The organism is Sediminibacterium sp., assembly GCF_051860225.1.
In the GTDB taxonomy this organism is placed as follows: domain Bacteria; phylum Bacteroidota; class Bacteroidia; order Chitinophagales; family Chitinophagaceae; genus Sediminibacterium.
On sequence record NZ_JBHYEI010000004.1, the window covers coordinates 110972 to 125069 of the forward strand.

The following is a 14098-nucleotide window of genomic DNA, read 5'->3' on the forward strand; positions in this document are numbered from 1 at the left end:
GACGGTTTGAGTTAGTAGGATTAATGGGTTTATCGGATAACTTGGTCTTCTTCTTCTTTAAATAAATCAATCAAATTATTTTTGAATTTATCCCAGAATTTAATTCTTGGAGCAATATTCACACCAGCTTTTTCACTATCAGAAATAGGTGTTACAGGACTAGGCGCAACAGCAACAGGAGCTTCAGGTGCAGTAGCCTGCTTCTTTAATGCAGATGGCACTTCCATCTTTATAAATTGCTCTTTAAATTCTTTGTACTGATGATCGTAGTCGTTGTAGCCTTTCAAGATTAAACCTATACAAGTAGCATACATAGGTTTCTTTAATTCATCAATATGATTAGCTGCTAAATGCTCATTCGGCAAGCCAATTCTAGCATTTAAACCAGTTGCATACTCTGTCAACTGAATCAAGTGCTTTAGTTGTGATCCACCCCCGGTTAAGATAATGCCCCCATTTAAATAGCGATGATCTAAACCAACTTGTTTTAAATGATAGGTTACAAAATCTAGGATTTCACTCATTCTTGCCTGAATAATTTGCGCTAAACTTTTTACGCTAATCTCTTTTGCAGGCATCCCTTTTAATCCAGGAATAGTAATAAATGCATTGGTTTTAGTTTCGTCGGCTAATGCAGATCCAAACTGCACTTTCATAGCTTCGGCTTGTGTTTTTAACACACCCAATCCCAAACGGATGTCGTTGGTAATATTTTCACCACCAAAAGGAATTACAGCAGTATGCTTTAAAATACCTTCATAAAATACAGCCAAATCAGAAGTACCTCCGCCAATATCTAAAATAGCAACACCTGCTTCCATGTCAATTTCACTCATCACAGCACTTGCAGAAGCCAATGGTTGTAAAACCAAATCTTTGGTTTGCAAACCACTTCTAGTAACTGCACGATTGATATTGCGAATGGCATTTCTATCTCCAGTGATAATATGAAAATTAGCCCCTACTTTAACTCCGTTATAACCAATTGGATCTTTAATATTTTGATTACTATCTACATGAAAATCTTGTGCAATCACATCAATAATCTGATCTCCGGCAGGAATAAATGTTTTGCGTTGGTTATTGATCAACTGTTCTACTTCTGCTCTGCTAATTTCGATATCAGCATCTTGACGCACGATGTCACCACGTGTTTGTAAGCTTTTGATATGGTGCCCAGCAATACCTACATATACTTCATTAATTTCAAGATCTGGGTTACTGAGTGCACAATTTTCTAACGCAGCCTGAATTGCTCTAATGGTTTGATCTATATTGAGTACTTGACCATGAGATACCCCATTGCTATTTGCGCGACCAAATCCAAGAATTTCTAATTTTCCAAATTCATTTTTACGGCCAGCGATTGCTGCAATTTTGGTAGTACCAATGTCAAGTCCTACAATGATAGGTGCGTCATTGTGATTCATAGAGTATTTCTTTTACTTGTTAACGGATTTTGAGTTGGGATATTGCTTTGAGGATCAACAATTTTTGCATTTTCTTTAATGCCAACAACCTGACCCTTGAATTTTAAACTAATAACTTTATACGTATTTAAACCATGCTGAAGCCATGCAGCTTGGTAGAATGCTTTTAAACGGTTGAGCTTATCCGCCGCATTAGCTGAATCACCAAAAGCAATTAAATGATCTCCAATTACAGGAATCATTTCGAATTCATGATTACCTACAATATCAATCTGTGCAATTTGAGCAGTCAAGAAAGAATCAAGGCTAATTAGTGTTGCAAGTTGTATAACAGATTGAACTAATGCAGTGTCTACTTTTTTAGTTGAGGGAAATCCAGTAAACACAGGAACTCTGGCAGATAACTTATTACTCAAAGGTAATTTGCTCATGGCCGAATCAATATAGTAAGATTGACCATTGGTTTCAAAAATACGAGCAATGGGTTCCTTTTCTACAATATTTACCTGTAATAAAAATTGATTATCAAAAAACATTTCAGCATTATGAACCCAAGGATTTTTCTCTACTAAGTTTTCCAATTTTCGAAGTTTTACACCGCGCATGGGTCTACCAGTTACAGGTGCTGGATCATTGATAATATGCAATACATCTTGCTCATCAATAAACATATGTTTTTCAGCACCGCTAATTTCAACGATTACTCCTTGGATTCTTTTATGGTTTTTCTGGCGGATGGATGCACCCAATAAAACCAATACCCCTACAAGGCTAAGCACCCAGGCGGTATTAATTAATATTTTTTTCCAGTTTAACTTTTTCATTGTACTTATAAAAGCGGATGATTCAGTAATAATTCTTTAGCAGGTTGAACTAAAGTATCTATATCTCCTGCGCCTGCCATTACCAATAAACCAGGTTTATTTACTTTGATCCAATCTAACAATTGAGTCTTTTCTAATACTTGTTTATTCGCTAATTGCATCTCCTTCAACAGCATTTCACTGTTTACCCCTTCCATCGGCAATTCTCTCGCAGGATATATTGGCAATAAAATCACTTCGTCTGCTAAATCAAGCGTAGCAGAAAAACCAGCAGCCTGGTCTTTGGTTCTGCTGAACAAATGTGGTTGAAAGACTAACGTGAGTTTTTGATCAGGAAAAATACTTCTAACACCAGATAATAAGGCTTTCAATTCATCAGGATGATGAGCGTAATCATCTATTAAAACATGCTCCGAATTTTTTAATGCATATTCAAATCTTCTACGAACCCCCTTATAATCTGCAACAGCAGCCACAATTTTATCATCTTCAATACCCAATTGCTTGGCAACAGCAATGGCAGCAATCATATTGTCAATATTATGCAAGCCCCCCATATGCAAAACCAAATTCGGAATGATCCAATTAGGACCTTGAACAGCAAAATGGTAGGATCCATCAATTACCTGCAACGAATTTATATGCACATCCGCCGCCTCATTTTGATGATCATAAAATAACAAGTTATCCGCTCGTAATTCGGCGGCTCTGCTCAACCCATACTTGGCAACGATTGTTCCGCCAGGTTTTAATTTTTGTGAGAATTGAACAAAAGCATTTTCAACTTCTTCAGCCGTACCATAAATATCTAGATGATCTGGATCCATAGAAGTAATGACTTCAATATTGGGAGATAACTTTAAAAAACTACGATCATATTCATCTGCTTCTACCACCACCACATTGCGCTCATGACTCCAAAAATTAGTATGATAATTAGCAGAAATTCCACCAAGGAAAGCGTTGCAACCATAACCAGTATGACGCAACAAATGCGCAACCATTGAAGTTACGGTGGTTTTACCATGCGTACCTGCAATGCATATATTGAAACTATTTTCGGTAATCCACTGCAGGATATCGCTGCGTTTCATTACCGTAAAGCCGTTGTTAATAAAATGATTTAATTCTGCATGATCCTTCGGAATGGCAGGCGTATACACAACTACATCAGGATGTTGAGGCGCCAAACTAATATCGTCGGTGTAATGAATTGAAATACCCTCTTTCTCTAATTGATTCGTTAAAACAGTTGGCGTTTTATCGTATCCACTCACAATAGCCCCCTTCGCTAAAAAGTAACGGGCAATGGCACTCATACCAATACCGCCAACACCAATAAAATAAATAGTATTAATTGTAGTTAACTTATTCATGATAAAGAGGCTAAAATTTGTTTGGCAATAAATTCAGCTGCATTACGCAAAGCCATTTTTCTAATTTGACCTTTCATATTTTCTTGTTCCATCGGATTATCAGATAGTTCAATAATGGTTTTTACTAATTCAGTTTGCGCATCTGAATCTTTAATGATTTTTGCAGCACCATTATTCACCAATAGCATAGCATTGGCCGTTTGATGGTCTTCTGCAGCATAAGGAAACGGAACCAACACAGCAGCTTTACCCAACACACATAATTCAGTAACAGCCATGGCGCCAGCTCTACTAATGATTATATCAGCAGCAGCATAACCATATTCCATTTGGGTAATAAACGAATCAATCCAAATATTTTTATACGAAGCAGCAGCGTTTTTATATAAATCGGCATTGGTTTTACCCGTTTGCCAAATCAATTGCAAATTATTTTTTTCGAACTCGCCTAAATGCTCCATTAAAGCATTGTTAATGCTAGCAGCACCTAGGCTACCACCCACTGCAAGAATAGTAGTTTTGCTATCATCTAACTTAAAATAAGCCAAGGCTTGTTTGCGAGAGAGATAATTGTTTTCGATGGCAGCCCTAACTGGATTACCAGAAACCAATAGATTTTCTTTTGGAAAAAATCGTTCCATACCAGGTGTTGCAACAAAAATCTTAGTGGCTTTTTTACCCAATAAAATATTGCTCTTACCCGCAAAAGAATTGGCTTCATGAATAAAAGTGGGAATACCCTTGCTTTGTGCATAACGCAAAACTGGAAAAGTAGAATAACCACCCACACCAATGACTGCAGTTGGTTTAAAAGAGGAGAAAATAGTTCTTACCTGAATGAAACTTTTGATGAGCTTCCAAGGAAGTGAAATATTTTTTAATAAAGAAGATCGATTAAATCCTGCAATATCCAATCCTTTGATCTCGTACCCTGCTTGAGGTACTTTTTCCATTTCCATTTTTCCCTTCGCGCCAATAAATAAAATTTCAGCGGTTGGCACTTTATCTTTAATGGCATTGGCAATTGCAATTGCAGGGAAGATATGACCTCCCGTACCGCCACCTGCTATGATAAAACGTTTAGGCATTTGGACGAGCATTTTTAAATGAAGAAATATTTGCACCTGCAGCCGAAGCGCCAGCGGTCGCGCCACCAACCTCATCCACAGGGTTCACCCCAGTTTCTAAAGGCGCTTTACCTTCTATTTGTTCAACGTTACGCGCCACACTTAAAACTATTCCAATGGCAGCACAAGTAAACAAGAAAGAAGATCCACCCATACTAACCAATGGAAGGGTAACCCCAGTAACAGGAACAAGATTTACATTCACAGCCATATTTGCAACAGCCTGGATTACTAAAGTAAAACTCAATCCGAGTGCCAAGAATGCACCGAATGCATAAGGGCATCGCCGGAAAATACTGATGCACCTAAACAAGAACACCAAATAAATAAATATCATGAATGCACCACCTAAGAGCCCATACTCTTCTATGATGATAGAATAAATAAAGTCGTTATAAGCCTGTGGTAAAAAATTTCTTTGTTGGCTATTGCCTGGTCCTAATCCAATTAACATACCCCCATTCGAAATAGCAATTTTAGCTTGCTGCACCTGATATGGCACTTCGCTGTCTTTGGCATACATAAAATCTTGCACTCGCTTCACCCAAGTACCAAAACGGCCAACCGATTTTAATTTCTCTGCAGCAACTGGCTTAGCAATATCCTCTGTTTTTTTTCCATCGTAGGTTAATACTGCAACAGAAACAATAAAAGCAACAGGAATCATTGCAATCACAATAGTTAGAAAAATATGCTTAAAACTTACCCTGCCAATAAACATCAGTAAAAGAGAGGTAGCACCCGTAAGTAATGCGTTCGATAAGTTGGCAGGCATAATTAATGCACAAATAATAATCACAGGGGTTACCACAGGGATGAAGCCCTTATGAAAATCTTTAATGCCTTCCTGTTTTTTACTCAACATTTTAGAGATGTACATAAACAGAGCCAACTTGGCAAAGTCACTTGTTTGAATGGTTAAATTGATAATGGGTAGTTTAATCCATCGACTGCCCTCATTAATTCTTGCACCAAAGAACAACGTATAAAGTAATAAAGGAATAGACACCAAGAATAAAATGGTAGCCACCCGCGAGAAAAATGTATAATTAACCCTATGCAAGAAGTACATAATGATTAATCCCAAAACGGTAAAAGACAACTGTTTGAACAAATAAATATTGGTATTGCCTTTGTACATTTTATATGCTAATGAACCAGTAGCGCTATATACTACCAAAATAGACACCAAGGACAAAATCAATACAATACCCCAAATGTATTTATCGCCCCTGGTACGGGTAAGCAGTTGCCTGCGCACACCATCTACAGAGGGTATTTGAGCAAATAGGGTATCTTTTATTTCAGACATTATAATTCCTTAACAGCTTCCTTAAATTGAGTTCCTCTGTCTTCATAATTTTTGAACAAATCAAAACTGGCGCATGCAGGACTTAGTAAAACCACATCATCTTTGCCCGCAACTTTAAAAGCAGCATTCACGGCCTTCTTTGCACTATCCGTTTCAACAATCATGGGTACCATATCTTTAAATGCAGCAATAATTTTGCTGTTGTCTGTTCCCATACAAACAATGGCTTTTACTTTTTCTTTTACTAAGTCGGCAATTAAAGAATAATCGTTTCCTTTATCAACACCACCCAAGATTAACACAGTAGGCTTATTCATGCTCTCTAAAGCATACCAGGTACTGTTTACATTGGTAGCTTTACTATCGTTGATGAATTCAACGCCGCGAACCATTGCAACAAATTCCATGCGATGCTCAAGGCTATGGAAATTTTTAACTGCATCACGAATTTTTTCCTTTCGAATACCAATCGTAGATGCTGCAATACCCGCTGCCATGGTGTTGTAATTGTTGTGTTTCCCTTTTAGGGCAAAATCGTAGATACTCATGCTTACTCTTTCTTCTTGGATGCGCAGCATCATTTGGTCGCCCTTGATGTAGCCGCCTTTTTTTACTTCTTGTTTCATAGAGAATGGTAGTGGGTTAGTATGGATAGTTATTAATGGGAATTTTTGCATGATCGTTTCATCGTCTAAACAATAGATGAAATAGTCCTCCATGGTTTGGTTTTCGATGATTCTAAATTTGCTATTGATATAGTTTTCAAATTGGTAGTTATACCGATCTAAATGATCTTCAGTAATATTCAAAAGAATACTTACGTTGGGTCTAAAAGTTTTGATATCATCTAATTGAAAAGAACTTACTTCAATGATGTATAAAGGCTTTGGATCTTCTGCTACTTGACGTGCAAATGAATACCCAATATTTCCTACCATAGCACAGTCTAGTTCCGCTGTTTTACAGATATGGTATAAAAGTGCAGTGGTAGTGCTCTTACCATTGCTACCAGTAATGGCAACTATAGTACTCTCTCCTTTGTAACGATAGGCCAATTCAATTTCACTGATCACAGGAATACCTTTTGCACGAATGGCTTTTACCATTTCATTCTTTTCTGGAATACCCGGACTCTTTACCACTTCATCAGCAGCTAAAATTCTTTCTATACTATGACCACCTTCTTCAAAATCAATTTCATTGGCACGCAATTCTGCCTTATAAATTTCTTTGAGCATACCACCGTCCGATAAGAACACGGGATGGCCCTTATGTTTTGCAAGCACAGCAGCACCAACACCGCTTTCGCCCCCACCTAATATGATGATATTACTTTTCAATTTCTTATCTAATTTTTAATGATACTACACTCATTACAACCAACATGATGGTGATGATCCAAAATCTTACTGCAATCTTACTTTCATGAAAACCCTTCTTTTGGTAGTGATGGTGCAAAGGACTCATTAAGAAAACCCTTTTACCTTCTCCGTATTTTTTCTTGGTGTATTTAAAATAGCCTACCTGAATCATCACGCTTAAATTTTCTACTAAGAACACTCCGCAGAAAATAGGAATCAACCATTCTTTTCGAACTATGATTGCCAAGGAGGCTATGATCCCACCTAATGCAAGACTACCCGTATCGCCCATGAAAACCTGAGCAGGGAAAGCGTTGTACCAAAGAAATCCAATACAAGCCCCCACAAATGCACCTACAAAAATGGTTAGCTCACCTAGATTAGGGATGTACATAATATTTAAGTAGTCTGCAAAAACGTAGTTAGAACTTACATAAATAAATACCAGCAAACCTGCACCAATAATAGCACTCACGCCTGCAGCCAATCCATCTAATCCATCTGTTAAATTGGCGCCATTACTTACTGCAGTAATGATTAAGGTTACAATGAGAATATACACAATCCAAGTATACTTTTCTGCACCATCACCCATCCAACTAATTAACTTACTGTAATTGAACTCATGGTTCTTCACAAACGGAATAGTAGTAATAGGTGTTTTTACTTTTACGAATTTTCTCTCGATACCATTCATTTGACGAACAATGATGGAAGAATCTTTTGCAAACTGATCCCCTTCTTGCAAAACAGAAATTTTTCTATCGGAGCCAATGATCTCTCTTTCTACTGTAACAGCATTGCTAAAGTAAAGTGTAGTACCAATGATAATACCCAATCCTATTTGACCGATAATCTTAGAAATACCAGCTAAGCCATCAGAATCCTTTTTCTTATAAGTTTCTCCTTTTTGTTGAGCTGCTTTTCTAGCACGAATTTTAAATAAGTCGTCTAAAAATCCAATCAACCCTAACCAAACAGTACACAAAATCATCAAACGCACATATACTTTATCTAGATTGGCAAACAATAAAGTAGGAATTAAAATGCTCAGCAAGATGATGATGCCACCCATGGTAGGGGTTCCTTTCTTTTGTTCTTGACCAGCTAAGCCCAAGTCTCTAACTGATTCGCCAATTTGTTTTTTCTGAAGGAATAAAATGATGCGCTTACCATAAACTGTTGCAATTACTAAGCTCAATACAATTGCCATAGCAATCCTAAAAGTCAGGAACTGAAAGAGTCCTGCTCCAGGGATATCGAAGCTTTGTTTTAGCCAGTTAAATAATTGGTATAACATATGGTTGTTTTAGGGGGTAACTTGGTTAAAAGCTTGTTGTAAAATTTGTTTATCATCAAAGGGATGCTTCACCCCATTAATGTCTTGGTATTTTTCATGTCCCTTTCCTGCCACTAAAATGATGTCTTCGGGCTTAGCTATTTTAACTGCTTCTTCAATAGCTTGCTTCCTATCTACGATGGTGATGTATTTTCTTTTTGCTGAACTAGATAATCCAGCTTCCATATCACGCAAAATGGCTTCTGGGTCTTCCGTACGGGGATTATCACTGGTTAATATCACTCGGTCACTCAAATCACAAGCAGATTGGGCCATGATAGGACGTTTGGTTTTATCTCTATCACCACCACAACCCACCACAGTAATAATTTGCTCATACCCCTTGCGCAATTTTTTAATAGTTGATAATACATTCTCTAATGCATCGGGCGTATGTGCATAATCAACAATCCCAATTATATGATTGGCACTGATGATATAATCGAAGCGACCTTCTGCACCAGTAATCATACTGAGTGCAGTTAGTACTTCCTGACTTTCTTTACCTAAACAAATAGCTGCACCATAAACAGCCAATAAGTTATAGGCATTAAAAGTTCCAATTAGACGAAAATGCACTTCCTGGTCGTTAATGGTCATCACTAAGCCGGTCAATGCATTTTCTAATATTTTACCCTTGAAGGCAGCCATTGTTTTAAGGCTGTACAAGTATTTAGTAGCTGCTGTATTTTGTAACATTACTTCGCCACGCTTGTCATCTGCATTAGAAATAGCAAATGCAGTTGCAGGCAAATCATCAAAGAATTTTTTCTTAACACGAATGTATTCGTCAAAAGTTTTATGATAGTCTAAATGATCGTGGGTGATATTGCTAAATAATGCCCCAGCAAAATGCAATCCAGTGATACGATGTTGATGAACGGCATGACTGCTGCACTCCATAAAAACATAACTGCAGCCTTCGTTCACCATTTGCTGCAACAATGCATTCAAGCTAATGGCATCAGGCGTAGTATGTGTTGCAGGAATGATGACATCATCAATTTGATTTTGAACCGTGCTAATTAAACCACATTTATATCCTAACTGACGAAACAATTTAAATAGTAATGTAGCAATAGTTGTTTTACCATTGGTACCAGTTACCCCAACTAATTTTATCTGCGAAGAAGGATGATCATAAAACGCAACAGCCATGCGCGCTGCAGCTTCTTGAGTGCTTGCTACTTTAACATAAGCAACCCCTTCAACTAAATCAGCAGGCATTGTTTCGCAAACAATTGCAACCGCACCTAACTCAATTGCTTTTTGAATAAACTGGTGACCATCACTTTGCACACCAGTGATGGCAATAAATGCAGTACCCGATTTCACTTTACGTGAATCAATCTCAATTGCACCAATACCCAATTCAAGCGAACCTGCAGTTTGCAGTGGCTTGAGTTGAACGAGTAGTTGATGAAGTGTTTTCATGGTATGCGTTTAGTTTAAGTTTATTTGAATCAATTGTCCCTTAGCAATGGGCTGACCAGGCAATATGGATTGATCTAACACTCTTCCTCTTCCTTTAATCTGTACCATCAATCCCATTTCCTCACAGAGATAAATAGCATCTTTTAAACCCAATCCTTTTAAAGGAGGCATTGAATTTTTATTAATAGTCATTTTCTGCATTACTGCTGCAGCACTATTTTTATTTAAGCTAGTCCATTCGTCTGCCCTACCAGTAGAATCAGAAATTTTCAATTGTAATTTTTCCGACAAATAAGCCAGGTCTGCCTTGTAGCCATTGTATTTAAAATAAGTACTGTCTTTTTTATTAGCCCCAGCAATCAATGTTTTATTGGTTTTGATATAAGTGCCATATAAGCGATCCGCAATTTCTTTAAACACCGGACCTGCAACAGAAGCCCCATAAAAATTAGCTGCAAAAGGCTTATTCTTGATCACCACCACACAGGTATATTGTGGATTATCTGCAGGAAAATAACCAGCAAAAGAACTTTGGTAAATTTTATTTGTGTAACCTCTATTTCCATCTGCAACTAAAGCGGTACCGGTTTTTCCCGCAACTTTATAAGGGGTACCTGCAAATAAAGATTTTGCAGTACCTGCTATACAAACGCCCTCTAAACTGGCTTTTAGCATAGCTAAAGTAGAAGGGCTACAAATTTGCGTATCAAGTATAGTCGGGGGAATTTCTTTTAATAAGACGCCTTCTTCTTTAATACTGCTTACTAAATAAGGACGCATCATTATCCCATTATTAGCAATAGCATTGTACAACATAGCAGTATGCAAAGGACTGATGGCTAAATTGTACCCAAAGCTCATCCAAGGAATAGTAGTAGGACCATACAACTTAGAACCAGGACGATGAATCACCGGCTTACGTTCACCAACTAAATCAATACCCGTAATAGTATCCATGCGCATTTTGCGCAAATGCTTTAGATATAGATTTGGATTATTAGCATAATGCGCAACGGCCATTTTAGCCATCGCCACATTTGAACTCAATTCAAAAGCTTGCTTAACGGTTACAATATTTTCAGCATGTCTTTCAGAATCATACACGGTTTGACCCGCAACACGCCAAACACCGTTTTCCAAATTAATGGTTTGATTAAGGCCTACTTTTTTGTCTTCTAACAAAGCCATTAAAGTAGCCAACTTAAACGTAGAACCGGGTTCACTTGGCGTGATGGCATAATTCAAATTTTCCCAATAAGACCCGTTAGCCATTCTGCCCAAATTGGCAATTGCTTTTATTTTACCTGTCTTAGTTTCTAATACAATTGCACATCCATTTTCCGCTTCATTCTGAACCATCATTTTCATGAGTGCAGACTCTGCAATATCTTGAATGAATACATCGATGGTACTCACAATATCTTTTCCAGTTTCAGGCTCAATTAGGTAAGTATCATCCACGGGAACTCCAATCCCACCGGCAATAGAACGAACAGTTTGTTTACCATTACGCCCTTTTAAAATTGCATCGTATGTTTTTTCTAAACCTACTTTATTAGAATCACGCGCTAAGCCAATTGTTCGGAAAGCCAACATCTGATAGGGGTTCAGCCGAATGGTTCTTTCGTTTGCAATCATTCCACTTTTGTAACGCCCCAATTTGAATAATGGGAATTTGCGCAAAGAATCATATTGCGTAAAGCTGATTTTTCTTTTTAATGGAAAGTAAGATTCCTGCGATTTATACGCTTGTTGAAGAATACGCTTGTACTCAATAGGACTCATGTCTTTAAATAATTGAGATAAATGAAAACTCAGTGAGTCTACATTTTCTCTAAAGCGCAAACCATTTTTCTCTCTCAATCCCGCTACGCGGAAATCAATAAAAATATCAAACTGCGGAATAGATGTGCTCAACATCTGACCATCTTCACTATAGATAGTACCGCGCTCAGCTTCAATTTCATCAATACGCTGATGCAAGCTGTCGCTCATGCTTCTCCACTTGGCACCCTCCACTTGTTGAATGTAAACCGCCTTGCTAAAAATAGCTATGCAAGCAATCACAATCAGTATAAAACTGAAATAGACCCTCCATAATATGTCGCGTTTTACTTCCATTATTGTTTGATGCGCTCAGGCATTTCTTTACTTATTTTTAAACCCATTGGTTCTACTAACTGAACAATTTGAGATTCCTCTGTTTTATACATCAACTCACTCTTGAGCGTTTTGTATTTAAACTGTAACTCTTTTAATTCGTTATTGATTGCGTTTATACGACGTATGGTTTTGTCTGCCATATGTCCGTTGGCTATATACAGTACTGCCAAAACAGAAAGGAAAAGGAAGAAACTAATATTCTTCACTATCCACTCATAGTTGAGCAACCCTCTAAGAGGGTTCTTGGGATTTGTTTTGTTTTCGGGCACGGTATATATATTAAACGCGCGCTGCTACACGTAGCTTTGCGCTCCTACTTCTTGTATTCCTTTTCAATTCAACTTCACTAGCCGTAATCGGCTTCTTATTCACTAGCTTAAACACTTCCACTTTTTCAACAGAAACAAATGGATTATCAACCACTTCATCAAAACTTCCTTGCTTAAAAAAGTTCTTTACCATCCTATCTTCAATAGAATGAAAAGTGATGATAGCCGCTCTGCCACCAGGTTTTAACACCGTAGGCAATTGCTGCAACATTTCTTTCAGAGCCCCCATCTCATCATTTACTTCCATTCTCAATGCCTGAAAAACCTGTGCTAAATATTTATTTGGATTTCCCTTTACAACGGAGCTAATCATTGCTTTAAACTGATCAATAGTAGCATAAGGCAAACGCGATCTTTGTTGAACAATATGCGCGGCCAATGTTTTTGCATTGGTTACTTCACCATACTGCTCAAACAATTTGTGTAATTGCAATTCGCTGAAATTTTTAATGACATCAGCAGCAGTTACCCCTTGCCTTCTATCCATGCGCATATCCATTGGACCTTCAAAACGAATAGAGAAACCACGCTCCCCTTCATTAAACTGATGAGAGCTCACTCCTAAATCGGCCAACACTCCATCTACTTGCATAATGCCATGCAAGCGAAGAAAGCGATGTAAATGGCGAAAGTTTTGCGGAACAAATAAAAGCCTAGACTCATTTTGAATATTCTGTTGAGCATCTGCATCTTGATCAAAAGCCACCAACTTTCCATTGGGACCTAATTTTTCCAAAATACCTTTGCTATGACCACCTCCACCAAAAGTGCAGTCTACATAAACCCCATCGGGTTGAATATTGAGTGCATCAATTGTTTCATGGTACAGAACGGGAACATGATAATCGCTGGCGGGTTGATTTTCCATACAGCTTATTTATCTTGTTTTTTATCTGCTTCCTGCATTACTTCCTGCGCAAGGCTACTGAAAGCCTCCGAAGAGAAATCCTCAAAGAGCTGTTTGTACTTGGCTGCATCCCAAATTTCAAAACGATCTAAGGCAGCAGCTAGTACTATGTCTTTAGAAAGGCCAGCGAATTCTTTTAGAGAAGCAGGAAGCAACATTCTACCCGCAGCGTCTAATTCAATCTCGGTAGCACCGCCTAAAAACTGACGTCTGAATTGACGTACTTTTGGATCAAAATCATTCAATTGGCTAATCTTAGAAACAATGAGTTCCCAACTTTTCATTGGATACAACGTGAGACATTTTTCGAAGCCACGACCCAGAATAAAGCGACTCTCTCCTTCAGGCAACTGTTTTCTCAGTCCGCCCGGAAGAAGGAAGCGCCCTTTGGCGTCTACCGTTGCTTCATATTCTCCGTGAAATCCGATCATAAGTGAATAAATATTTCCAAGATTACCACTTGTTGACACAAAATAACACTTTTTCCCACTTTTAA

Annotated in this window: 12 protein-coding genes; all 12 read right to left on the bottom strand. The window is 37.9% G+C overall.

The window, feature by feature from the left end:
* Positions 1 to 29 precede the first annotated feature (29 nt).
* Genes ftsA through mraZ form a run of 12 tightly spaced genes read right to left on the bottom strand, consistent with a single transcriptional unit; the run spans position 30 to position 14033 of the window.
* A complete protein-coding gene (gene ftsA, locus ACTIEI_RS13410) occupies positions 30 to 1430 on the bottom strand; it encodes a cell division protein FtsA (protein ID WP_439506802.1) in 1401 nt (466 codons plus the stop codon).
* Complete coding sequence (locus ACTIEI_RS13415; protein WP_439506803.1) at positions 1427 to 2254, bottom strand: cell division protein FtsQ/DivIB; 828 nt, start codon at positions 2252 to 2254, stop codon at positions 1427 to 1429. Before ACTIEI_RS13415 ends, ftsA begins: the two co-directional genes overlap by 4 nt.
* A gap of 5 nt (positions 2255 to 2259) precedes the next feature.
* The gene (gene murC / locus ACTIEI_RS13420; protein WP_439506804.1) at positions 2260 to 3630 is read right to left on the bottom strand and encodes a UDP-N-acetylmuramate--L-alanine ligase; all 1371 of its coding nucleotides are present in this window, start codon (positions 3628 to 3630) and stop codon (positions 2260 to 2262) included.
* On the bottom strand, positions 3627 to 4718 hold the full coding sequence (gene murG / locus ACTIEI_RS13425; protein ID WP_439506805.1) for an undecaprenyldiphospho-muramoylpentapeptide beta-N-acetylglucosaminyltransferase: 1092 nt from the start codon (positions 4716 to 4718) through the stop codon (positions 3627 to 3629). Before murG ends, murC begins: the two co-directional genes overlap by 4 nt.
* Positions 4711 to 6069, bottom strand: a complete 1359-nt coding sequence (locus ACTIEI_RS13430) for an FtsW/RodA/SpoVE family cell cycle protein (protein WP_439506806.1) — start codon at positions 6067 to 6069, stop codon at positions 4711 to 4713. Before ACTIEI_RS13430 ends, murG begins: the two co-directional genes overlap by 8 nt.
* The gene (gene murD, locus ACTIEI_RS13435; protein WP_439506807.1) at positions 6069 to 7409 is read right to left on the bottom strand and encodes a UDP-N-acetylmuramoyl-L-alanine--D-glutamate ligase; all 1341 of its coding nucleotides are present in this window, start codon (positions 7407 to 7409) and stop codon (positions 6069 to 6071) included. The genes ACTIEI_RS13430 and murD overlap by 1 nt, the downstream gene beginning before the upstream one ends.
* Before the next feature lie 4 nt (positions 7410 to 7413).
* The gene (mraY, locus tag ACTIEI_RS13440; protein WP_439506808.1) at positions 7414 to 8730 is read right to left on the bottom strand and encodes a phospho-N-acetylmuramoyl-pentapeptide-transferase; all 1317 of its coding nucleotides are present in this window, start codon (positions 8728 to 8730) and stop codon (positions 7414 to 7416) included.
* A gap of 9 nt (positions 8731 to 8739) precedes the next feature.
* Positions 8740 to 10203: a UDP-N-acetylmuramoyl-L-alanyl-D-glutamate--2,6-diaminopimelate ligase gene (locus tag ACTIEI_RS13445; RefSeq protein WP_439506809.1), complete on the bottom strand. Its 1464-nt coding sequence runs from the start codon at positions 10201 to 10203 to the stop codon at positions 8740 to 8742.
* 9 nt (positions 10204 to 10212) lie between these two features.
* A complete protein-coding gene (locus ACTIEI_RS13450; protein ID WP_439506810.1) occupies positions 10213 to 12324 on the bottom strand; it encodes a penicillin-binding protein in 2112 nt (703 codons plus the stop codon).
* The gene (locus ACTIEI_RS13455; RefSeq protein ID WP_439506811.1) at positions 12324 to 12635 is read right to left on the bottom strand and encodes an FtsL-like putative cell division protein; all 312 of its coding nucleotides are present in this window, start codon (positions 12633 to 12635) and stop codon (positions 12324 to 12326) included. The genes ACTIEI_RS13450 and ACTIEI_RS13455 overlap by 1 nt, the downstream gene beginning before the upstream one ends.
* A gap of 10 nt (positions 12636 to 12645) precedes the next feature.
* A complete protein-coding gene (rsmH, locus tag ACTIEI_RS13460) occupies positions 12646 to 13563 on the bottom strand; it encodes a 16S rRNA (cytosine(1402)-N(4))-methyltransferase RsmH (RefSeq protein WP_439506812.1) in 918 nt (305 codons plus the stop codon).
* A 5-nt stretch (positions 13564 to 13568) separates the two neighbouring features.
* A complete protein-coding gene (mraZ, locus tag ACTIEI_RS13465) occupies positions 13569 to 14033 on the bottom strand; it encodes a division/cell wall cluster transcriptional repressor MraZ (protein WP_439506813.1) in 465 nt (154 codons plus the stop codon).
* Positions 14034 to 14098: the final 65 nt, after the last annotated feature.